Source organism: Planktothrix sp. PCC 11201, from assembly GCF_900009135.1.
Classification (GTDB): Bacteria; Cyanobacteriota; Cyanobacteriia; order Cyanobacteriales; family Microcoleaceae; genus Planktothrix.
This window is the reverse complement of the sequence record NZ_LT797709.1, coordinates 87,982-111,855: the sequence shown is the minus strand read 5'-3', so window position 1 is coordinate 111,855 and position 23,874 is coordinate 87,982. Positions and strand designations below refer to the sequence as shown.

The following is a 23,874-nucleotide window of genomic DNA, read 5'->3' as shown; positions in this document are numbered from 1 at the left end:
ATTCAATAAAGCGTAAAATTTCGACTTCAATTCTTTGATAAATTCGGGGGGGGGGGAGAGAGAGAAATCAAACAATAATCACATATTTCTGTTAATAATTCAGATAAAGATAAACCAGTATTAAGGTTATAATAGAAAACAAATTCAAACTGTTGCTTAATTTCATGGGTCAGTTTAACGGATAACGCCGTTTTCCCAATTCCTACCATCCCTGAAATAGCAATCAAGCGACAGTTTTCTTCTAAAATCCATTGTTTGAGCGTTGAGATTTCAGTGTTTCTACCAGAGAAAAAGGAAACATCAATTGCTGTGTTTAAACCATAAAATTTCAGAGGATTTATAATTTTTTGTGATTCTAATTTTTTAGCTATTATGATCTTTAAATAGGAAGAAGAATCATCGGCTGTTAATGGTTTTGATATAATCTCAGACTGACTAGATACCTGTTTTGATTTATGGGCATAGGAGTGAATAACTGCATGGAAAGTAGATTTGCTAACGGGAGTTCCTAGGATTTGAGAGAGCGATCGCCACAACTGAGAACCGACCCCTTTAATATAATCTGTATCATAGTCGAAGGCTGTGGCAATTTCTTGATAAGATTCTCCCTGCCAAGACCCCCGCAACACCAGTTCTTGAGTATCGCTCAACCGATTTGATGGAAACAGAGGAGTTAATAGAGCTACAATTTCATCTGGTGTGATCTCTGGCATGGTTTATTAACGTCGCACTCTCATTTTATTTGGATTCTATCACCTTTTCTTACTTTTTTTACTGTTCTTTGTTTATCTTCAGGTTTCTTTACATTAAAGTGATCACCTTTTCTTACTGTCAATCAACAAGTGATCAAGTTAGTCTAAGAACATCAAGTTAGAAAGTCTAATATAGCTGTTTTCAATCTGGGGAGGTAAAGCTATGAACATGAGGTTATTGAGTGCTACAACAATTCTTTTTTCGGCTGTAGTTTTGTTTCCATCTATAGGATTATCTCAAAGCAGTGCTGCTTTTGAACAAGGTTTTACTCAACAAGAAAGTAGCAATAATATAGCAAAAACAGAATACTTTGTCGCACAATCGATCATCCGAAATCCCTGTCCTTTTGGTGGTTCTATTGCTGGTGACAACTGTCAACTCCAGGCTTTTGGGAATGGAGTCGTCTTTCCTGGTGTGAAATACTGGGTTGATGCTAATCCTAAGTGGCCTGGTATTTATTATAAAGGTATCCAAGATAAATGTCCTTACGGAGGTACAAGGGCTGGTGTTGAAAATTGCCAGTTAATGAAATTGAACGGCAAACTGACAGAGGGTGTTAGATATTGGGTTGATGCTAATCCTGATTGGCCTGGTCTTTACTATCGACAACCTCAAAAACCACAATAAGGAATAACTCGCAGAATAGCCAGTTTACCAAAGTCTTGTTTGAGCAAAAATTAATCCCAGTTTTTCCAGGCTATTTAATCAGTCCTAATTTCGATTATTCATAGATAGCCTCAAATTAATAGATATCAAGGAGTAACTAAAATGTTTAACACACCTCGCCGAATTCTTTCATTTGATGGTGGCGGTATTCGAGGAATTTTAACCGCAGCAATGTTAGAAGCAGTTGAAGACAAGCTGAAAGCAATCAATCCTGATAAAGAATTGAGAGAATACTTTGATATTATTGCTGGCACATCTTCAGGGAGTATTATTGCTTGTGGAGTTGCTTGTGGAATCTCAGCTAAAGACATCAAAGCTTTGTATAAACTCCATGCTTTAGATATTTTCCCTGAGTTTTTAGAAACCCTTAAAAGCATTATTATCAGGCATCTTAACCAAACTGTTGATTTCAGCACGTTCAATATCCTGAATATGTGGGATATTGATAATGAAAAAATCAAGAAATTCTTGAGTCAACCAATTTATGATGGAACTGGATTAGAATATAGCCTGAAAGAAATCTTTGGTCGTCAATGTTTTGGAGAATTAAAAAGTAATGTCATTATTACTAGCTATGATGTATATAATCATCAAGCTGTAATCTTTAAAAGCAACAAACCTGAATTTCAAACCTTACCTATTTGGGAAGTGTGTAGAGCTTCATCAGCTGTACCTGCTGCTTTTCCGGCTCATGTTATTAAAAATGAAGAATTTATTGATCATTTAGAAGCAAAAGCAAAAGAAAAAGCAAAAAATGGAGATGAAAGCTTAAAAGTTTCTCCTGATGGAATTCCCTTAATTGATGGAGGTATCGTAGCAAGTAATCCCGCTTTGTGTGCTATTGCTGAATGTCGAAAACAGCATAAAAAATTACCTGATGTTGTTGCATCTTTTGGTTCGGGTGCTGGATTACATCGAATTACAGTTCGACAAGCTCAAGGGTGGGGTGCTTTAAATTGGATGAGTTTAATTAGAAGTATTCCTTTAATGGATGTGTTTTTTGATGGCTCTAGTGATGCAGTTGATTATATCGTAGAACAACTTTTTGATGACCCCAATAACTATGTGCGATTCCAGCCTATTTTTAAGGAAAATGTGGTTACATTTAGTGCCGATGCGAAAAATATTGCACTCTTAGAAGATGTTGCTGAACGGTATATGGATACCGATGAATATCAACAGAAACTAGAAAGAGTTGTCAACTGCTTGATTTCCGAAAAATCCACTGATTTGATCAGTAGTCTTTCGGCATAAAACACATAAAGTTATGCTGGATATTATCTGATAAAATTAGTGTGGGCATCTCGCCAGCAAAAGTTCGGTTTTAGGGCTATTCATTCGCCAATTATGGCAATATTATAGCAATTCTAAATGAATTGTACAAAAGAATAATTAAGATTATCAATCCTAAAAAATCTCTCAATTCTTCTGTAGGGGCGAGGCGCGCCTCGCCCCTACACTTTTTTTAATTTAGGTTCTTTTGAAGATTAAAAAATGCGATCGCACTCTCTCAAACACCTGTAAATCTTAACTAAACAAAGGAAAAAATCATGAAAGCTTACACTAACAAAGAAGAATTAACCCAAATCGGCTCCCCCAATCTTTGGGTAATATTAGGCTTAGGAACCGCTTTATTTATAATCTCAATGAGTTTTATTTATCCCTTAATAGACCCGGGTTTACTATTAGTGATAGGCATTTTTGATCTTCTTGTTGTTTCGATTGTAATGATAATTATTTATATCGCTTGGGCGGCTATTCTTAATCTCAAAAAAACTCAGATCACCGATCAGATTAATCGTCAACTAGCCGGAGATTTTATTAGTAGCCCTGACAACTATTGGTATCGCTGGCAATACACCGAACGAGATCGAAAATGGATTGCATCTCATATTTTTTTACAAGGACTTGGGATATTATTATTATGGTCTCCGTTTATAATAATTGTTATTCTAATCATTGAAATTTTAAACGGGAGAAAATTTCATTATCATCCGACGGGAAATTGGCTTCAAGATCTGATTAACTTACTGGGAGTAGAGATCTGTATTGGCTTCGGAATCGGATTAGTATGTTTTATAGCTGGGATTTTTAAAGCAGCCAAAAGCAGCAAAGATATTCATGATGTTTATATTGGTGAAAATGCGTTTTATGCAGATGATGAATATTGGTGCTGGGAAGGAACGCCCTATCATTTATCTAGCATCAATTTATCAAAACGAGTCTTAAAATTTGAATTATTTTATCAATTACAAAAATCAGAACCCGATCAAGATTTTGTTTTGACAACTCGTTTATTTGCGGATGAACCCAATGGGGAGATCACTCGCTCTATTTTTGTTCCTCTCGGTCAAGAAGAAGCTGCTGATCAGATAGTGAAAGAATTAACGAAAAAATGTATTCCAAACCCTAAGAAGGGCAGGTATTCTAATAGCGACTATTCTGGCGATAGTTACTACGGTGATAATGATTACTCTGACTCCGATAATAGCTGTTCCTGGGGAGATTCCGGTGATTCTGGAGATAGTTGTTCTAGCGATGATTAGTCTATTGACTTTTTCTTTAGCATTACAGCAGTTTTAGACTTAATCGGGCATAGTCAGGGCGGGTTTAGGCAGATTTTTTATAGATATCGAAGCCCAAGGGGAACCCGCCCCTACAGAATCATCAGATTTGAGCCTGGGGTCAAACCCTTTAATTAACGTAGGGGCGGGTTCTGTGTTGATTTGTGTTTCTCACAGATTAGCTGGAAAAACCCGCCGCACCCCACCATTAATATTCAATTGACTTTTGTATTTCATCAACTCGCAAAATGCTATAGATAACCCCTAACCCCATGTTCAAGGACTCCCAATTCCCCCTTTTTAATGGGTATTTAGGGGGATCTAATCTCAGGGTAAAAGCCCTGAAGGGCTTACTACGAATTTACCAGATTAATGTTAAATCCAATATAAATCTAGCTCATTGCTCCGGTGTTAAACTGAACCAGCGATCGCTTAATTAGTAAAGTTAAATTGAAATAAAATGACCTCGAAGTTGTTGAGGAGAAATACCATAAACTGTCCCGATAACCTGATTTGATCCCGCGACACGAATTACTGTGTCAGAAAGGAAATCGGTTGAAAGTTCCAAGATTAAATTTGCTTCGGTCAGGCCTTCTGTTAAACCAATTTTATCAATACCGGGTTCAAAATCCACGATAGAATCTGCTAAAATTTTATCTGAACCAGAGGTTACCAAGGAAAGAATAAATAGATCCGATCCTATTCCTCCGGTTAAATAATCGGTTCCTAAATCTCCCGTCAAGGTATCATTTCCGGCTTCTCCATATAGATTATCATAATCCTGACCTCCAGCTAAAAAATCATCCCCTAATCCACCCGAAAGAATATCAAATCCTAAATTTCCATAGAGAGTATCATTTCCTTTATTTCCATAGAGATCATCAGAACCTTTTCCCCCAAAAATATTATCATCTCCCTCTAAACCTTTAATTGTATCATCTCCTTGATATCCATAGAGAAAATCGTTATTAATTGTGCCGATAATATTATCATTTCCACTATAGGGAGAAGGATTAATAATTTGATTAATCCAATCTGCATAAACCGAAACCCGGGTATCGGAAGCATATTCTCCAAAGCTCTCATCTAATTTATTAGTAACATCAATACCCGGCATTGCTGGGGTAAAACCGGTGGAGGTTAGACCAGCAATTTTGCCATTAATAAAACCTGGGCCCCCCGAATCTCCAGGACTAATATTGACTTCTTCTACTCCCAATCCTAAATCATAAATCCCAAATTCTTGTCCAAAGGCATCATTTTGGGCTAAACCATTATCAAAATCATAAACTAATTGTTTGCCAGGTTGATTATTATAATGGTAAGGGGTACTATTAAATAACTCACCGAGAGCGTCATAACGATTTTTCCCTATACGCTTAGTTGGAACAGGATCAGAATAGCCATTCTGTCCTGAATTACCCGTTGCAGGAATACCATAACCTACTTTTTGTATCACCTGACCAACCTCGTCAAACTCGGTATAAATCTGATAGCGATTTGCCTCTTGAGGTGCAGGTTGAGCCAGTTCTAAAATAGCAATATCATTATTAAAATTAAAATCATGACTCCATTCGGGATGAATATAAATTTGAGAAACCGGAATTGCTATTTGACCCGAGGGTAAGTTAAAATAAACGGTATATTCTGAGGGTGAATAATAATCAGGTTGACCCAATTTATCGGTAACACAATGGGCGACGGTTAAAATATGATTACCCGTAATTAATAATGAGCCTGTACAGCTTCCACCAGAAATATCTTGAATCTTAACAACACCATCTAAACCTGTCCCTGGTTGTACAATATAACCTGGATTATAAGGATCGGAAGTAGGAACAGCAATCCGAGGTTGAGGTGCAATTACAGAAAAATAATTTGACATTTTGCTTGACTTAAATCAGGATAGTCTGGGTGGGTTTAGTCTGAGTATTCAGAATAAAATGGATCAATTTTTGATTTTATATTAACATAAAGAAAAACGATTCAATTTCTGGAACCCTGTATGGCAGCAAACATTGAAATTTACACTTGGAGAACCTGTCCCTTCTGTATTCGAGCTAAGGAATTGCTGAAAAGTAAAGGCTTAGACTTCACCGAATATAGCATTGATGGGGATGAAGTAGCACGAGATAAAATGGCACAACGGGCTAATGGTCGCCGTTCACTTCCCCAAATTTTTATTAATAATCAATATATTGGGGGGTGTGATGATATTTATGCCTTAGATCGTCAGGGAAAACTTGATCCTTTACTGGGTTAATTCTATTCTCAATCCTGGCAAAATAAAACACTCCTGATTTATTCTGAGTTGGTTTTAAATGCCTGGATTGAGTATATCATACTTTGTTTAATTTGTTAACTGTTAATTGTAAATAAAGATGAAATTTGCTTTCATTATTGACCCCATCGAAAAATTAAATCCAAGTCATGATACCAGTGTTGCTTTAATGGAAGCTACGCAACTTTTGGGACATGAAGTTTGGGTCACAGAAGCTCACCAATTAAATGTGATTGCAGGTCAAACCTGGGCGCTTTTAACCCAGGTTAATCTGATTCCTATTATTAGAGATCAGGATCGTTGGAAAGTTGAGGAACCCTGGTTTTCGGTGGATCAATCGATACTCCAACCCCTAGAAAATATGGATGCGGTGTTTATGCGAACCGACCCCCCAGTCACGATTCCCTATCTATATGCCACCTATCTTTTAGACTATATTAACCCGGAAAAAACTTTGGTGGTTAATTCTCCTAGTGGGTTAAGAACAGCAAATGAAAAAATGTACGCACTGCAATTTAAAGATTGCATTCCGACAACCATTGTTAGCCGCGATAAACAGATAATTCGGGAGTTTGTTGAACGTCAAGGAGCGGCGGTTTTAAAACCTTTAGGTGGCAAAGCAGGAGAGGGAATTTTATTTTTGTCAGGGAGCGATCGCAATCTCAATTCTTTAATTGAAATTAGCACCCAACAGGGTTTATATCCGGTGATGATTCAGACCTTTTTACCGGAAGCAAAAGATGGAGATAAACGGATTATTTTGTTAAATGGTGAACCCATTGGAGCGGTTAATCGCATTCCTACGGGTCAAGAATTTAGAGGAAATATGGCTGTTGGTGGACGGGTTGCTAAAACCGAAATTACAGATCGAGAACGGGAAATATGTCAAAAATTAGCATCTCAATTAGTTGCTGATGGCTTATATTTTGTGGGAATTGATATCATTGGCGGATATTTAACAGAAGTCAATGTTACCAGTCCAACGGGGATTCGGGAAATTGATTTATTGGATGGGGTTTATTTAGGAAAACAGGTGATAGAATGGGTAGAAAATAAAATCACGAACCGCTTTTGATCTGAGTTAATTTATAACTCTATTCTTCGGAGTAGTTCTGTATTATTTCTCCAAGAAATTACTCGCCCCGATTGATAAACTTTAGCAATAAAAGGTGGCGGATGATTCAAAGCAAATTTTGTCATTTTGGGCAAAGTATTTACAAAAGTGGAAGCGATCGCATCTCCTGATAAATTTGTTGAAGCTAAAACAAATACCCTCACATTTGCTTGAGCAATACTCAAAATCTGAGAGGTGCGATAGCCAATTTTTTCATCTTTAGTTAAAACAACCCAATGGCGATTTCCTACTTCTATTAACCATTCCTCATCTCTAATATTTTGGGGAAAATGAGCATCATGAATTTCAACAGTTGCTCCTGCATTTCTTAAAGATTCTGGAACTTTAACTCGACCCAAACATCTATCAATAAAAAAGATAACTTGAGCGGTCATGCTACTAAGTCCAATTCGCTGCGAATTCCTTCTTCAATTAAGCTACGCTCACATTGATAATCAATTGCCAATTCATGAATAGATTCTCCGGCTTTATACCGTTCTGCTAAAATAATAGTTGGAATTCCAGTTCCCATTAAGACAGGACGACCAAAGGAAATATAGGGATCAATCACAACAATTTTGGGAGCATTTATATCAAAATTTCGAGTAAAAGGAAATAGTTTAATTGGTAATCCTGATGGATCTCGTTCAATTCTACTTAAAAATTGATAAAAAACTTCTTTTAAAGCTAATTGACCTTTTAAAGAAACATTTAATAATTCCCCAAACTGTTCAACAAATAGATTAACACCATCGGTTTGAAATTCTAATTTTGCTAAGGGATGGGGTGCAGAAAATTCTTGATTAAGATAATCTAATGCTGCACGAACTTTAGCTAAAGGGACTTGATGGAGGCGACGGATAGCACTTAAAACATGAGCTTCAATTAAATTCGTAAAAGATAGTTTTTTTTCCGAAGCTAATTCAATTAGGGGGGCAAAATATTTTTTTCCTTGACGAGTGGGATAATAACGACCATAGACCCAAGACCTCAATGTTCCAGTCGGAAGTTGCAAATATTTTGCGGCTTCTGTTAAGGAATAATTTGGCAAATCACGAACATCTAAACCCATAGACATGATCTCTAATCCTTCAGATATTTTACGGCTGTTCATAACTGATCATATTATATCAAATTTGTGTTAAAATTCGATCAATATTTTAATTTATTGAATCAGGAGAAACCATGACAACAAACACAAAAATTGGCATTGCCATAATTGGAACAGGATTCGGTAAAAAAGTTCATATTCCCGCCTTTCAAGACCACCCTAAAACCCAAGTAGTTGCGGTTTATCATCGAGATTTAGACAAAGCAAAAGCGGTCGCCTCTAGCCATAATATTCCCCATGCTTGTAACAGTATTGAGGAGATTTGTGCTTTATCTGAAGTTCAAGGAGTTGCCATTTCTACCCCGCCTTTTCTGCATTTTGATATGGCTAAAATAGCTCTAAATGCCGGGAAACATCTGTTATTAGAAAAACCCACAGCCCTAACGGTTGCAGAAGCAAAATATCTCTATCACCTCGCCCAATCTAAAGGCTGTATTACCAGCTTAGATTTTGAATTTCGGTTTATTCCCGCTTGGCAACATTTATCGCAACTGTTGGCGGAAAATTATGTAGGTCAAAAAAGATTAATCAAAATTGATTGGTTAGTTTCTAGTCGTGCCGATGAGACTCGTCCCTGGAATTGGTATGCTCAAAAAGACAAGGGAGGCGGGGTATTAGGGGCAATTGGTTCCCATAGTTTTGATTATATTTCCTGGTTGTTGGGTTCAATTAAACGCCTCTGTGGACAACTGAATACTTCGATTCTCTTACGTCCAGATCCTGAAGCTGGGGAAGAATTAAAAGTTGTTGATGCCGATGATATTTGTACCCTCATTTTAGAATTAGAGGATGGCACTCCCTGTCAAGTTTGTTTAAGTTCTGTTACCTACCAAGGACGGGGACATTGGGTAGAAATTTATGGTAGTGAAGGCACATTAATTTTAGGTAGTGATAATCAACAGGATTATGTGCATGGATTTCGATTATGGGGGAGTCAAAAGGGGCAACCTTTAAGTGAAATTTCTATCCCCCAAACCTTAGAATTTCCCCGAATTTATCCCGATGGTCGGATTGCTCCGGTGCTGCGAGTGGTTGACCAATGGATAACAGGAATTGAACAAGGAATAAGTTTAACACCTTCGCTGAAAGAAGGAGTTTATTCTCAACTCTTAATGGATTTAACCCATGAATCCAATGCAACGGGAACTTGGGTGAATGTACCGGATTTTGCCTCTTTTTTAGTGAGTGAATAGAATAGATATAGCCACCCGTATCGAGGTTGTTAGATTTGATGGTGTGGATAGACGATTATTGTGGTATGATGGCACTGTAGGTTCTATCATGCCAGTTCACTCACAGTCGATCTAGCAATCTATATAGAGTTAATCAAAAAAGGTGCCGGGTTTTGGTGTCTAAATCCAAGCGCACGCAGGCTTGAAACACCAAAACTTTATGCTAAAATCTTGTAGCCTTTTTCGGATTACGATAGCTACAAAACAACAGTCAAAAAGTGCTATTAGTAGTCAATACTGTTTCTGTTCTATTTCGTTTAGTTTGATTAAACGAACTCCCATCAAAATCAAAATCAGTCCAGAGAGTCACCGACTAGAACAGCGCTAAAATCACCCACAGGGGTCGATAGCGTGCTGAGACTATTGCGGTTTAAGTGTCAACTGTTATTAAGGTTAATACCATGGAGGTTACTATCATGAAAACCTTGCTTCCTAATGTCTTGGTGTTAAAATGTTTCCGTAACAATATGACTAATTCCTATGCCATGATTGGTTTGAGTTATGTAGTTAGTATATTTTTAATTTTATTTACTTTTTTTTGTGTCGCGGCTTCTCAATCTCCTAATGTTTCTGTTAAGTCTGTTCAACCCTATCATTCTGGGTCATAAACGGTTTTCTGCTGGAATCAAGGGGAAGAAATTTAACCTGTTTTTAAACTATTCTTAAATTTCTTCTCAAGTTTGGGTTAAACCCCAACGGTGGACTTGATATTACCTATTAATGGTAAAATCAAAAGCCATAACAATCCGCGACGCACGAGACGGAGAGAGAGAGGGCGGGTTTATCGATATTTAGGTTGGGTGCATTTAAATTTAGGCGAACCCGCCCCTACAAAAATCCGTCCTAATTACCAGGCGCGACTGCTATATATTAATTTTAACAGGAAAAAAGATCCATGAATATTCGCATTGGTAATGGTTATGATATTCATAAACTAGTCCCCGGACGGGCATTAATTTTAGGCGGGATTAAAATTGATCATGAATTGGGACTATTAGGACATAGTGATGCCGATGTTTTAACCCATGCCATTATGGACGCTATGTTAGGGGCTTTAAGTTTAGGAGATATTGGGCATTATTTCCCCCCAACTGATGAAAAATGGGCGGGGGCGGATAGTTTAGTCCTCTTAAAACAGGTGAATCAACTCATATTAGATCGAGGTTGGAAAGTGGGAAATATTGATTCTGTAATTGTTGCCGAACGTCCGAAATTAAAACCCCATATTAGCGCCATGTGCGATCGCCTTGCCAGCACCTTAAACCTCAATTCCGATCAAATTGGAGTCAAAGCCACCACCAACGAAAAATTAGGCCCCGTGGGTCGAGAGGAAGGAATTGCCGCCTATGCCGTGGCTTTATTAGAAAAAGTCAATTAAAATTCCTGGGAATAGTTATATCGTTGGAATTTCAATGATAAACTCCGAACCTTCTCCGTAGGAAGAAAAGCAACTCAGTTTCCCTCCGTGTTTTTCCACAACAATTTGACGACTAATAGATAAACCAATTCCTGTCCCTTTTCCGACTGGTTTGGTGGTGAATAAATGCTCAAATATTTTTTGTTTCACATCTTCTTTCATCCCCATGCCATTATCTTTAATTCTGATAATAGCCCACTGTTCATCCTGAGATAATTCTGTACGGATACTAATTTTGGGAGGACGAGATTGATGGTTTTGATAAGATATTTTTTCGGTTACATCATCTAACACATCAATAGCATTGGCTAAAAGATTAAGAAAAACTTGATTCAATGGCCCAGGATAGCAATTAATCGGGAGCAAATCCCCATAATCTTTAATAATAGTAATTTCGGGACGTTGTGAATTTCCTTTCAAGCGATGTTTTAAGATCATTAAGGTACTATCAATTCCTTCATGCAGATTAAATTCAACTTTTTGATCCGTATCTCCCCGAGAAAACGTCCGTAAAGAGATACTAATTTGCCTAATTCGTTCGGTTCCCATTTTCAGAGAACCCATTAATTTAGGTAAATCTTCAATCAAATAAGAAAGATCAATCTTTTCAATCTGCCGCACAATTTCTGGCACTGTTTCAGGATGGTTATTTTGATAAAGAATAATTAACTGAATCAGATCATGAATCGCCGTTTCCGCATAACTTAAATTGCCCAAAACAAAGGAAATCGGATTATTAATTTCATGGGCAACTCCAGCAACCAATTGACCAATACTTGCCATTTTTTCGCTTTGAACCATTTGTAATTGCATGGTTTTCAGGTCTTGTAAAGATTGTTCAAGCTGAAGGGCTTTTTCCCTTTCCCTAGCCTCTGAAGCCTGCAATTCCAAATAAAGACGAGTATTTTCTAAGAACGTTGCAGCTTGCGTGCAATGGGTTTTAATTCGAGCAATGAGTTCATCTTTGGTAATAGGTTTAGTCACATAATCATTTGCCCCAGCTTGTAAACCAATCACCAAATCAGAGACTTGATTTTTAGCCGTGAGTAACACAATCGGTAACTCATTGGGTTGCCATCTTTCTCGAACTTTGCGAGTAACTTCATAACCGGTCATCCGAGGCATCATTACATCTAATAACATTAAATCCGGTTTCCAACCCTGATTGAGCAAATTCAAGGCTTCCTGACCCGACGCAGCCTCGGTAATTTCATATTGATATAAAGACAAATGATTGACTAAAACCTGACGATTTACGGGTTCATCATCAACCACTAAAATTTTATATTTTTGTGATTTTTCAGGCCTAACTGTTGATAACATTTCCTCAACAACCAACTCCTCAACCCGAGTAAAAGAGGGTTCAGAATAGACAGGAAGATCAGAACTTAAAACCAAAGTTGCAGGAATATTATCTCTCAAACTAAAGACAGAAACATTAGAATAACTGATTTCTGAATCCCAACTAATGGGTAAAGTAAAATGAAATTTAGAACCTTCATTTAATATTGATTCTACCCAAATTTTTCCGCCTTGTAATTCGATTAATTGCTGAGTAATTGCCAAGCCTAAACCTGTGCCTCCATAGATTCTAGCCGTAGACCCATCCGCTTGTTCAAAAGATTCAAAAATGCTCTCTAATTTATCTTCTGGAATCCCAATTCCCGTATCAGAAACCGTAATTTGTATTTGTTGTAATCCCGCATGAGAAATAACCTGAGCCAAAATTTCAATCTTGCCACTATCTGTAAATTTGATGGCATTTCCAATCAGATTATAAAAGATTTGTTGCAGGCGGTTTTCATCAGCCATTACCGCAGGTAACGTGAGTAAAATTCTATTATTAATCTGTAATTTTTTTTGATTAATTAAGGGTTGAATTAGATTAATCACGACTTCAACAACCTCTCGTAAGCCAACGGATTTTAACTGAAGTTCTAGGGTTTTATGTTTGAGTTTAGAGAAATCCAAAATATCATTCACTAAATTAGCCAACCTTCTCCCACTGGATGCAATCATTCTTAAATTAGCCATTGTTGCCGATGATAACTGACCAGTTGTACCGTCAATTAAGGATTCAGCAATACCAATAATTCCATTTAAAGGTGTGCGCAGTTCATGGGAGGTATTTCCCAAAAATTCATCCTTGAGTTTATCCGTTTTTTGTAATTCTATTTGTGCTTGCTTGAGTCTAACTTCTCGGGCTTGAACTTCCGCCACCATAGTATTAAAGGAGGTGGCTAATTGTCCTAATTCATCGGGGCGGGTGGTATCCAGATGAATATTAAAATCTCCCGTAGAGATTTGTTCCGTTGCTACCATCAGTTGACCCAACGGTTCAGAAACTTGGTGGCGTAAAACCGATAATAATATGATAATTTCAATCAGCAAAGAAACGCCCCCTAAAATTAAAACAAAACGGGCATTATTCAGGGCAACTTCTGCTAAAATTGATTTAGGAAAAACCGTCACAAAATACCAATCTGGCGTTTCCAGTTTAGCTAAAGCTAAATATTCTTTATCTTGAGTATTTTCAACAACAACTTTCCCCAGTTTTAAGTTTTTCACTAATTGAAAAATTCTAATTAAATGGGGATCTTCAGATTGAAAAATATCTAATTTACCCTGATTTTTTTTGATCTCATCCATTTTATCGGGATGGGCAATTAAACGACCATCGGAACGAAAAATTAGATTATAAGTTCCCGGGAGACGGTCTTGCAAAGTTCGTTCCAGGAGTTCATTTAAAACAATATCATGGCCGATGGTCGCTACCTGTTTTCCTGCAATATCAACGGGAGTTCCACAGGAAATCATCCAGTTTCTAGCAATTTGATCATAATAAACTCCTGTGCAAACGGTTTGATGAGTAGGGTTATGTTGGGAGTCCGTCATCCAAAAAGAGTTTTCATTAGGAATATACAAATCAGAGGTGGTATTTTCCGCCCAAGGAACCTCTGGCCAATACATAATTCCGATATTTTCAGGAGTATTAATATAGGTATTTTGAAACCGACTTTGCCAAGCCATACCAGAGGAAGTGACGAGATCATAAAAAGTGAGAACCCGACGACGAATTTCTGGAGTCAGTTCAACGGTTTTGCCAATATAAACTCCGGCTTGACGGCTGCGGTCAAAGCCTTCGGGTTGATTTCTAATTACTCCATCCTTAAACGGGACAAATTTTTGATCAAATTCTAGTTGCGGATCATAATCTTCCCATTCTTCTAAACGACGTTTAATTTCCTGTTTTAAAATTGCATGATTATCTTCTGCTAAAGTAAAAATATTGCTTTCCCGTTGTCCCCGTTCCACAATATATTTATCTAATTGTTGGATAGTTTGGGTTTCTAAGATAGACATTAAATGCAGATAACTAAGAGCCGTCGATCCCAAAATCACTAAAGCAATTCTCACCCCCATTTTAACCAGGGTTTCACGGGTAATTGAACCTTTCTGTTTGGGAAATATTTTTTTACGAAAACGGGCCATATTGTTTTTCCTACTGAGGCTAGTTAAAGTTTGAAAACTACGGATTAAGTGGGTGAACTGTCGATACATCCTGATGTTATGGCGCGGGTTGAGAGGCTCAATTTTTCTCTCAATGATTTTGTATTTAAAACAACATTGATCCGTAATTTGCGATCGCCTAATTCCGGTGAAATTATAGATAATTAATTATAAACTACACTAACCCTACCAACTTATAGTATTTTTTTATCAAAATCTCAATAAATATATGTTCCATCGTCAGTTACAGAATCGGATTATCCATCACAGCTTTTTGTTTTTGTTCCTGGTCAGTCTGGGTTTGACCCTGCTCCTCCCCGCCTGTGGTCAAAATCCCATCTCTCCTCCTGTCGTGGACGGAATTCCCCGACGTCCACCCATTGAAATCAGTTTTGTGTCCTACGCCGTAACCCGCGCCGCCTACGCCGAAATTATTCCTCTGTTCAAAGAAAAATGGCAAAAAGAACATCACCAGGAAGTCAGAATCAGACAAAGTTATGCGGGATCAAGTACCCAAGCCCGAGCCGTGATTAATGGACTTCCGGCGGATGTGGTGCATTTAGCCTTAGCCCTCGATACCCAAAAAATTCAGGACGCGGGCTTAATTCAACCCGGGTGGGAACACCGAAGTCCGAATCACGGGATTGTCGCCCACTCCGTCGGGGCGATTGTCACCCGGGCGGGCAATCCCAAAAATATCCGCACTTGGTCTGATTTGGCCAAACCTGGGGTTTCTGTGATTACGGCCGACCCCAAAACCTCGGGGGGTGCGCGCTGGAATTTCTTGGCGTTGTGGGGGGCGATTACCCAAACTGGGGGGACGGAAGCCCAAGCCCTCGATTTTGTGACTCAAGTTTATAAAAACGTCCCAGTCTTGGCCAAAGATGCCCGGGAATCGACGGATTTATTTCTGCGGCAAAATCAAGGAGATGTCTTAATTAATTATGAAAATGAAATGATTTTAGCGACTCAAGAGGGACTGGCTAAAAATACCTTTATGATTATTCCCGATATTAATATTTCGATTGACAATCCGATCGCCATTGTGGATAAATATGTCGATCGCCGAGGAACACGGGAAGTCGCAGAAGCCTTTGTAAAATTTCTGTTTACCCCCCAAGCACAAACGGCTTTTGCGAAAGTGGGATTTAGACCCTTAGATCCGATATCCTCCGAACAATTTCCCCCCATTAAGCAATTATTTAATGCCGAAGATTTAGGGGGATGGAGTAATATTCAAGATAAATTTTTTCAAGATCATGGAATTTTTGATCAAATTCAGTCAGAAATTAGGAACACACAGACTCCGTGATATGAGGAGCGACCATTGAATCAATCGGTGTTTTATAGAAACCATTTGAGATATCAGGACTTACGCAATTGCGCTATATATAGCGCATAGAAAATCGGGCGATTAACGAATAAAATTAATCTGACAAATATTCAAAGGTATAATCGGTTCAAACTCCTTACGATCAGAAGTGAGTAATATTCCCCCCTCCCGATTTGCCAAAGTCAAAGCAAAACAATCCGCCAGAGAAATCCTTTTAATAGTTGCCTTATAGTTAGCAACTTGCTGCCAAAAATCTCTGGTTAAATCAGAACGAAAAATCACATTAGCTTTTTCTAATCTGTTAATAACTTCTTGCGTAAAAGACTCCCCATCGCTTCGTAAAAAGCCATAGTAAACCTCACAAATATTAACACTATGAATCATACATTGAGCATCATCTCCTAATAAATATTGCTCGACAATATCAGCCCCTATTTCATCCTTAACAAGACAAATCACAGCACAAGCATCTAGGATAACCTTCATCGGTTTCTATCCTCCCAATCAATTTCTGCTTGTTTATGTTGGGCAAAATCCTCACTACTCAGCCTAGAATTGGCAGCCATCCCTCTTAAGCCTTTAACCCATTTTTCTTTTTGCGCTTGATTAATCACTTCCGAATCAGACTCCTCAATCTGAGCAAACCGTTTCTTAAGCTGCTCCAATAACAAAACCTGATCCGTGATGGACAAATTATCGACCGATTTTAGCACTTCCTGTAATGTCATAAAACCTCCCCTCAATCCTAAAACCAACCTTAGCTAATTGTAACTTAGGTTCTCTCCTAGCGGGCGATCATTAAAGGATCTCAAATGGCTTCTATAATTAACTATAGCAATCAGCTAGTTTTTGTAATATGATTCCATTCAAAAGACATTGGTTCCAAAAGACTTTATTCATCCTCTTAGCCCTGGTTCTGAGTGCCTGTAGTACCGCTCAATCCCAAATTCCGTCTCGGTTGGTGGTCGCCACGCCCAGCGGCCCAGCCACCTTTAATCCGCCCTTGAGTCAATCGGCCTATACCGTCTTTGGTTATTTGTATGACCCGTTAATTCAAGACGACCCCGTGACTGGAGAATTAATGCCTAAATCCGGTTTAGCTGAATCTTGGGAAATTTCTGATGATAAACAAAAAATTATTATTACTTTAAAAGACGGGTTGAAGTGGTCAGATGGCAAGCCCTTAACCGTGGATGATATTATTTTTACCTATAACGATATTTATTTAAACGATAAAATTCCCAGCAGTTTTAAAGATATTTTACGAGTGGGAAAAAGTCGCAGTTTTCCCACGGTCAAAAAATTAGATAATCGCCGGGTGGAGTTTGCGGTTTCCGAACCCTTTGCACCTTTTTTACAATATGTAGCCGGATTAAGTATTTTACCCGCCCATATTTTAAAAGATTCAATTACCGAAACCGATAGTGAGGGAAACCCCAAATTTTTAACCACCTGGGGAACCGACACCAACCCCCAAGATATTGTCGGAAATGGTCAATATCGGATCAAAAGTTATACCCCTTATCAAAGGGTAATTTTAGAAAAAAATCCCTATTATTGGCGCAAAGACAAACAGGGAAATCCCCAGCCCTATATTGAAGAAATTGTCTGGCAAATTATTGAAAGTACCGACAATCAATTATTAGATTTTCGTTCTGGTTCCTTAGATACTTTAACCCTACAAACGGAAACATTTCCCCTATTAAAACCCGAAGAAAAACGAGGGAAATATACTATTTATAATTCTGGCCCCGATATGGGAACCGTGTTTATGTCATTGAATATGAATCGCGGAAAAAATGCCCAAGGAAAACCCTTTGTTGATCCGATTAAGTCTAAATGGTTTAATAATAAAGCCTTTCGACAGGCGGTTTATTATGGGATTAATCGGGAAGTGATGAAAAATAATCTCTATTTAGGATTAGGGGAACTCCAACATTCTCCCATTCCCGTCCAAAGCCCCTTTTATTTATCCCCAGAAGAAGGATTAAAAACCTACACATATGATCCTGAAAAAGCTAGACAAATGCTAATTGATGCGGGATTTAAGTATAATGCTCAAGGACAATTACTTGATAGTGACGGTAATCCAGTTCGCTTTACCCTTTTAGCCAGTGCCGGGAAAAAAATTCGGGAACAAATGGCTACCCAAATTAACCAAGATCTGGGTAAAATTGGGATTCAAGTTGATTTATTATTTCTCAGCTTTAATACCTTAGTCGAACGTCTTTCCAGTTCTCGGAATTGGGATGCCTATTTAGGGGGATTCAGTGGAGGAGGAATTGAACCCCATGGCGGTTATAATATTTGGTCAGTGAATGGACGGTTACACACCTTTAATCAGGGGCCGCAACCAGGGGAAACGGGGATTACCGATTGGCAAGTTGCCGATTGGGAACAACAAGTGGATGATTTATTTGTGAAAGCCTCCCAGGAATTTGATCCGAAAAAACGCAAAGAACTCTATGGAAAAGCGCAGAAAATTGTTGCCGAAGAACTACCCTTATTATATATGGTAAATCCCCTGGCTTTTGAAGCCATCAGAGATCGGGTTGAAGGCGTTGAATACACCCCATTAGGGGGAGGATTTTGGAATTTGTATGAACTTAAAATTGCTGAATAATCGGTTTAAATCCTGATGAATCCTGAAGCCTTACAACAGTTACTAGAACAAGTAGCATCTGGTCAAATTACCCCGAATGATGCTTTAGATAAAATCAAATACTTTGATTTTGAACCCGTCGGAGATTTTGCCCATATTGACCATCATCGAAAATTAAGAACCGGATTTCCCGAAGTCATTTGGGGATTAAATAAAACCCCGGAACAAATGATTAAGATTATCGAGGTGATGCGTCAGCGAAATCCGGTGGTGATGGCAACGCGAATTGAACCCCATGTTTATCAACAATTGCAAGCCCAAATCCCGGATTTAAAGTATTACGAAATCGCCAAAATTTGTGCCCTTCACCCAGACGAAATTCCCCTGGCTAATTCTACAGGAATCATCACCATTTTAACCGCCGGAACCGCCGATTTACCCGTCGCCGAAGAAGCTGCCGTCACCGCTACCTTATCTGGTTTTGAGGTAAAACGGTTATCGGATGTGGGAGTAGCTGGAATTCATCGTTTACTCAGTAATTGGCCGATAATTGCCGATGCGGATGTATTAATTGTGGTGGCTGGGATGGAAGGAGCCTTACCCACTGTAGTTGGAGGATTAGCCGATTGTCCGGTGATTGCGGTGCCCACCAGCGTTGGTTATGGAGCCAGTTTTAACGGGTTAGCTCCCCTATTAACTATGCTGAATTCCTGTGCTACTGGGGTAGGGGTGGTGAATATTGATAATGGGTTTGGGGCGGCAATTTTAGCCTGCCAAATTTTAAGATTAGGAGAACGCTTAAAACGCAAAATTGAGCCTTAAACAAGGGTTCCCCATTCCCCATTCCCCATTCCCTATTCCCTATTCCCTATCGGTTTTTGTAAAAACAAACGTCGAGGTTGCCCGAATAATGCAAAATTCCAACCCGAATCAATCTCAATTAATCGATAACCCATTTTATAATATAGACCTCGGGCTTGATGATTATTTTCTAAGACATGAAGATAAAGATTAGAAAATCCCCAACGTTGGGCTGTTTGTTCACAAGTTGCGAGTAATTTTTGGGCAATTCCCAGCTTGCGATATTGGGGATGAACGGCTAAATTAGAAATATATAAATAGCGTGAGGTTAAAGATAATTGCCAAGGATAACGCGATCGCAAACCGATTTCTATTGTTCCTAAAACCGAGGGTTTAGCAGACCTGACTCCTGAAACCACCGCCACTAAACACAAATATTGGTCTGTATTTGCCAATAAACGATAGCGTGAATCCTCATAAATTCCTAACCGTAAAATCGGATAAATCCAGCCCAAAAGTCCCTCCTGGGAATGAAAACTCTCGGCCAAAACATCTGTTAATCCCGTTAAGTCCTCAGCAGTTGCGGGCCGAACCTGTAAACTAGAAAAATCCACAGAACTCTCCGTTGGTAGGGAGTTTTCCTGTCCAGGCAGGTTTTTTGAACCCGTGCCATTTCCGTAACCCCAGAAAAATGTGTTAGATCTCGAAGTGGAAAACAATTGATTCACAGTATATCGATGGTGCAATATTAATTACGATCCCCCTTTTTAGGGTGATCGTGGCAGTTCTATACTTTCTGAGAGAATAAGGGAATTCCACGTCCAGAAGTATCAAGGTACAATCAATATTGTGCATCAATACCCTGATTGTGGTTTAACCCGTATTAGATAGGGGTCAAATTCATATCCTATTGGTAGATCTTACCGATCATAGCCCCCTACATCCATTGCAGCAGGAGATTCGGTGCATGAGTTCCCAGAAAAAATCTAAGCCGACGATCTTGGTTGTCGATGACGAACCCGATAACCTAGATTTGCTGTATCGCACCTTTCATCGGGAATACCGGGTGTTGCGAGCAGATGGTGGGCCGGAGGCGCTAGATATTTTAGCGTCCGAGACCGACGTGGCGGTGATTATTTCTGACCAAAGAATGCCGCAAATGAGCGGGACAGAATTCTTGAGTTTAACCGCGGCCCAATATCCCGATATTATTAGAATTATCCTCACTGGCTACACCGACGTCGAGGATTTAGTCGAAGCGATTAACTCAGGTAAAGTTTTTAAATACGTCACCAAACCCTGGGATGCGGAGGAACTCAAAGCCATAGTTAAACAGGCTTTAGAAACCCATGGGGTTCTCAAATCCCGTACCGAAGAACTTCGACGCGCCCTGCAACAAGAATCCCTCCTCTACGCCGTTACCAATACCATTCGCTCGGCTCCCAACTACCGGGAAATGCTGCAACGGATCGTGGAAACCGTTGGCCAGATGTTTGAGGCCCGCTATTGCCTGCTGCGACCCTTTCAAGATCGACAAATGGTGGATGAATGGTTTATGTATCAGTCTGGACGAGGAGAAGTCACAGAAACCCCAGATAGTCAAAAACCGTCCCAGCATCTGCTGCAATTATTAGTCTGGGAAACCACTGACGTCGAAGTAATTCAGGACGGGGCCACCGATGAACGGGTCTTATCGGTCACCGAACGTCAACAGGCCTATGATCAAACTCAAATTCGGTCAAGTTTAGTGGTTCCCCTATTCTATAAATTGGACTTAATGGCGGTTTTAGCCCTGCATCACTGCCAAGAACCCCATATTTGGCTCGACCACGAAGTGCAGTTAGTGATTACCGTGGCTGACCAAGCGGCCCTCGCCCTCTCCCAAGCCCGGGCCTATGACCAGGTGCGGGAACTGGCGAAACGGGAAGCCCTAGTTAATACCATCACCTCAGCCATTCGTTCGAGTCTCGATCCGCGCACGATTTTCGCCGCCATTACCCAACAATTGGGAGAAGCCCTACAAGTCGATGGTTGTGCCTTATCCCTCTGGACAAGGGATGATGAATATGTTCAGTGTGTGGGGTTGTATGATGCGACTCGCCAGGCTTCGATGGTTAGTGATGAATGGTCATCCGAAGCCACTACTCCCACCCCTAAGCTGTCCCTAGAAACCTTACCGCAGTCGGCCGTTCCGATTCGAGAAAATCCAGTCTTAAAAAAACTTTTACGCAGCCGCCAACCCGTTATTATTGAGGACTTAGATCTGCAACCGGAATGTAAGATTGCGGAATTACCCCTACGTTCTGCTTCTAAAGCCCTAATGTTAGTGCCTTTGCAGTCCGAAGGCCAGATTATTGGCAGTATTTCCCTGCGGCAAAATAATCGGACTCGTAAATGGCAGGAGTCGGAAATTAATTTAGTGGAAGTCGTGGCCGTACAGGCGGCTCTGGCGGTGCAACAGGCGCGTTTATATCAAAAAACTCGACAACAGGCGGAACGCTTGTTAGAAGCTGACCGGGTAAAAACGGAATTTTTCCAGAATATTTCCCATGAGTTTCGCACCCCTTTAACCCTAATGATTGGGCCGTTGGAATCGGCAATTAATCAACAGCAGGATTTACCCCAGGAACAAGCGAAAATCGCTTTAAGGAATTCTCGACGACTATTGCGGTTAGTGAATCAATTATTGGATTTACAACGATTTGATGCCGGACGAATGCAGCCCAGTTTTCGTCCCTGTGATTTGATTGCTTTTTGCCATAGTACCGTTGAGTCTTTTCAACTTTATTGTCAGAAGAAAGAAATTTACTTAGAAACGGAGTTAAACCATTGTCCGTTGCTGTATTTAGATCTAGAACGTTTTGATAAAATTCTCTATAATTTATTATCTAATGCCATGAAGTTTACCCCCGCTGGAGGAACTATTACCCTGAGAGTTGAACCGATCGGAAATCATTGTCGTTTACAAGTTACAGATACCGGAATTGGGATTAAACCTGAACAAATTCCCTATTTATTTGAACGGTTTCGGCAGGCAGAAGGGTCAGCTAATCGTTCCTATGAAGGGTCGGGTTTAGGGTTAGCTTTAGTCAAGGAATTAGTGGAACTGCACAAGGGACAAATTTCCGTGGAATCTGTGTATGGGAGAGGCACCACTTTTACGGTTTGGCTACAACAGGGAACCTCCCATTTACCCGGGGAACAAATATTAGAAATTCAGGCGGAATTAAATTCTAGTCGGGCTTCGGTGGAGTTTGCGGATATTGATGTGGATGTGACGGAGGGAGATGATTCTGATGGGGTTGAAGCTGGTCAAGAGAATATAATTTTAAATGAGAATATTCCCTCTACTAATTTAGTTTTAGTAGTAGATGATAACCCGGATTTACGCCGTTATGTCTCCAAAATTCTACGCCAATCAGGTTATAATGTGGTGGTGGCTTGTAATGGGGTGGAAGGGTTTGAAATTGCCCAAAAATATCACCCGGAAGTGATTATTACGGATTTAATGATGCCTTTAGTATCGGGGTTAGATTTAATTCGGTTAATTCGGAATAACCCTGAATTGAAGGGAACCCCGATGATTTTATTAACGGCTAAAGCTGATGAAGATACCCGTTTAGAAGGGGTGGAACGGGGGGCTGATGCCTATTTATCGAAACCCTTTAATGATCGGGAATTGTTAGCAGAAGTTAGAAATTTACAGTCTTTAAAAGAGAATGAAAGGCGTATATCTGAATTAAATCGATATTTAACAGAATCAGTATTGAAGCGATTTTTACCCGAAACCATGGTAAAAAAAGCCGCAACTGGTGAATTATCGTTGGATCTGAGTCCTGAACCTCGGTTAGTCACAATTTTATTTAGTGATATTGTCGGATTTACTCAGATGTCGAATCAGTTACAATCCCAGGGGATTGCGGTGGTGTTAAATGAGTATTTAGCGGAGATGACCCGGGTGATTTTTGCTAATGGGGGTACAGTAGATAAGTTTGTCGGGGATGCGGTGATGGCTTTATATGGCGCCCCGGAGGAGTTATCAGCCCAAAAACAGGTGAAACAGGCGGTGAACTCGGCGCGGCAAATGTTGCGATCGCTCGATAAGTTAAATCAACACTGGCGAGAACAGGGTATTGTCGGGGAAAATGGAGTTGAACCCGTGCGTTTTCGATGTGGAATTCATATTGGGACGGCGGTTGTCGGGATGTTTGGATCTCAAGAGCGATCGGATTATACCGCTATTGGCCCGGCGGTGAATATGGCGGCTCGCTTACAAGAAGCTGGACGTCCGAATAGTATTTTAGTCTCTACAGAAGTAGCCAGCTATCTCCCTCCAGAGGAAATTTTAAACCAAGAATTCCATAAATTAAAAGGCATTGGGGACGAAGTATTGACCCTGATGGTCAGCCCCGAACTCCCCTTTAATTAATTGTAGTGAATCCTTTAGGACTCTGAGGCGTAAACTGATATTGTAGTGAGTCCTTTAGGAC

Annotated in this window: 20 protein-coding genes; 12 read left to right on the top strand and 8 right to left on the bottom strand. The window is 39.6% G+C overall.

The features are described from left to right. Window positions 1-26: 26 nt before the first annotated feature. A complete protein-coding gene (locus PL11201_RS19105; RefSeq protein WP_079680480.1) occupies window positions 27-713 on the bottom strand; it encodes an NB-ARC domain-containing protein in 687 nt (228 codons plus the stop codon). A 202-nt stretch (window positions 714-915) separates the two neighbouring features. Between PL11201_RS19105 and PL11201_RS19100 the strand changes: the two genes are divergently transcribed. The 3 genes from PL11201_RS19100 to PL11201_RS19090 all read left to right on the top strand — a co-directional run bounded on the left by PL11201_RS19100 (window position 916) and on the right by PL11201_RS19090 (window position 3,965). Next, entirely contained in the window at window positions 916-1,380 is a 465-nt protein-coding gene (locus PL11201_RS19100) for a hypothetical protein (RefSeq protein WP_079680479.1), read from the top strand. A 141-nt stretch (window positions 1,381-1,521) separates the two neighbouring features. Beyond that, complete coding sequence (locus tag PL11201_RS19095) at window positions 1,522-2,673, top strand: patatin-like phospholipase family protein (protein WP_079680478.1); 1,152 nt, start codon at window positions 1,522-1,524, stop codon at window positions 2,671-2,673. Window positions 2,674-2,969: 296 nt separating this feature from the next. Then, on the top strand, window positions 2,970-3,965 hold the full coding sequence (locus PL11201_RS19090; protein WP_079680477.1) for a hypothetical protein: 996 nt from the start codon (window positions 2,970-2,972) through the stop codon (window positions 3,963-3,965). Window positions 3,966-4,428: 463 nt separating this feature from the next. Here the strand turns inward: PL11201_RS19090 and PL11201_RS19085 are convergent, their stop codons facing one another. Next, a complete protein-coding gene (locus PL11201_RS19085; protein WP_079680476.1) occupies window positions 4,429-5,868 on the bottom strand; it encodes a trypsin-like serine protease in 1,440 nt (479 codons plus the stop codon). A 120-nt stretch (window positions 5,869-5,988) separates the two neighbouring features. On the opposite strand from PL11201_RS19085, the gene grxC reads away from it, so the two are divergent. Together grxC and gshB are read left to right on the top strand one after the other, a co-directional pair. Then, entirely contained in the window at window positions 5,989-6,246 is a 258-nt protein-coding gene (gene grxC / locus PL11201_RS19080) for a glutaredoxin 3 (RefSeq protein WP_079680475.1), read from the top strand. A gap of 118 nt (window positions 6,247-6,364) precedes the next feature. Beyond that, the gene (gene gshB / locus PL11201_RS19075) at window positions 6,365-7,339 is read left to right on the top strand and encodes a glutathione synthase (protein WP_079680474.1); all 975 of its coding nucleotides are present in this window, start codon (window positions 6,365-6,367) and stop codon (window positions 7,337-7,339) included. 11 nt (window positions 7,340-7,350) lie between these two features. Here the strand turns inward: gshB and PL11201_RS19070 are convergent, their stop codons facing one another. Next, a complete protein-coding gene (locus tag PL11201_RS19070; protein ID WP_079680473.1) occupies window positions 7,351-7,773 on the bottom strand; it encodes a PIN-like domain-containing protein in 423 nt (140 codons plus the stop codon). Beyond that, window positions 7,770-8,492, bottom strand: a complete 723-nt coding sequence (locus tag PL11201_RS19065; protein ID WP_234996775.1) for a DUF433 domain-containing protein — start codon at window positions 8,490-8,492, stop codon at window positions 7,770-7,772. Before PL11201_RS19065 ends, PL11201_RS19070 begins: the two co-directional genes overlap by 4 nt. A 71-nt stretch (window positions 8,493-8,563) precedes the next feature. On the opposite strand from PL11201_RS19065, the gene PL11201_RS19060 reads away from it, so the two are divergent. The 3 genes from PL11201_RS19060 (at window position 8,564) to ispF (ending at window position 11,099) form a co-directional block, all read left to right on the top strand. Further along, on the top strand, window positions 8,564-9,682 hold the full coding sequence (locus tag PL11201_RS19060; RefSeq protein WP_079680471.1) for a Gfo/Idh/MocA family protein: 1,119 nt from the start codon (window positions 8,564-8,566) through the stop codon (window positions 9,680-9,682). Between the two features lie 440 nt (window positions 9,683-10,122). Continuing rightward, the gene (locus PL11201_RS19055) at window positions 10,123-10,329 is read left to right on the top strand and encodes a hypothetical protein (RefSeq protein WP_144017826.1); all 207 of its coding nucleotides are present in this window, start codon (window positions 10,123-10,125) and stop codon (window positions 10,327-10,329) included. Between the two features lie 287 nt (window positions 10,330-10,616). Continuing rightward, window positions 10,617-11,099 (top strand): 2-C-methyl-D-erythritol 2,4-cyclodiphosphate synthase, encoded by a 483-nt coding sequence (ispF, locus tag PL11201_RS19050; RefSeq protein ID WP_079680469.1) that lies wholly within the window; start codon window positions 10,617-10,619, stop codon window positions 11,097-11,099. A 15-nt stretch (window positions 11,100-11,114) separates the two neighbouring features. Here ispF and PL11201_RS19045 read toward each other — a convergent pair whose 3' ends face one another. Continuing rightward, window positions 11,115-14,630: an ATP-binding protein gene (locus PL11201_RS19045; RefSeq protein ID WP_159451562.1), complete on the bottom strand. Its 3,516-nt coding sequence runs from the start codon at window positions 14,628-14,630 to the stop codon at window positions 11,115-11,117. Between the two features lie 247 nt (window positions 14,631-14,877). On the opposite strand from PL11201_RS19045, the gene PL11201_RS19040 reads away from it, so the two are divergent. Beyond that, on the top strand, window positions 14,878-15,960 hold the full coding sequence (locus PL11201_RS19040) for a sulfate ABC transporter substrate-binding protein (RefSeq protein WP_079680467.1): 1,083 nt from the start codon (window positions 14,878-14,880) through the stop codon (window positions 15,958-15,960). A gap of 102 nt (window positions 15,961-16,062) precedes the next feature. Here the strand turns inward: PL11201_RS19040 and PL11201_RS19035 are convergent, their stop codons facing one another. Then, the gene (locus PL11201_RS19035) at window positions 16,063-16,467 is read right to left on the bottom strand and encodes a PIN domain-containing protein (protein ID WP_079680466.1); all 405 of its coding nucleotides are present in this window, start codon (window positions 16,465-16,467) and stop codon (window positions 16,063-16,065) included. After that, window positions 16,464-16,709 carry a hypothetical protein gene (locus PL11201_RS19030; RefSeq protein ID WP_079680465.1) on the bottom strand — a complete coding sequence of 82 codons (246 nt, stop codon included), beginning with the start codon at window positions 16,707-16,709 and terminating at the stop codon, window positions 16,464-16,466. Before PL11201_RS19030 ends, PL11201_RS19035 begins: the two co-directional genes overlap by 4 nt. 128 nt (window positions 16,710-16,837) lie before the next feature. Here PL11201_RS19030 and PL11201_RS19025 point away from each other — a divergent pair, with 128 nt between their 5' ends. After that, complete coding sequence (locus tag PL11201_RS19025; RefSeq protein WP_079680464.1) at window positions 16,838-18,604, top strand: ABC transporter substrate-binding protein; 1,767 nt, start codon at window positions 16,838-16,840, stop codon at window positions 18,602-18,604. Between the two features lie 15 nt (window positions 18,605-18,619). Next, window positions 18,620-19,405, top strand: a complete 786-nt coding sequence (gene larB / locus PL11201_RS19020) for a nickel pincer cofactor biosynthesis protein LarB (RefSeq protein WP_079680463.1) — start codon at window positions 18,620-18,622, stop codon at window positions 19,403-19,405. 32 nt (window positions 19,406-19,437) lie between these two features. On the opposite strand, the gene PL11201_RS19015 is transcribed toward larB, so the two are convergent. Next, window positions 19,438-20,112 (bottom strand): GNAT family N-acetyltransferase, encoded by a 675-nt coding sequence (locus tag PL11201_RS19015; protein WP_234996774.1) that lies wholly within the window; start codon window positions 20,110-20,112, stop codon window positions 19,438-19,440. 239 nt (window positions 20,113-20,351) lie between these two features. Here PL11201_RS19015 and PL11201_RS19010 point away from each other — a divergent pair, with 239 nt between their 5' ends. After that, complete coding sequence (locus PL11201_RS19010) at window positions 20,352-23,813, top strand: response regulator (protein WP_079680461.1); 3,462 nt, start codon at window positions 20,352-20,354, stop codon at window positions 23,811-23,813. Window positions 23,814-23,874 lie beyond the last annotated feature (61 nt).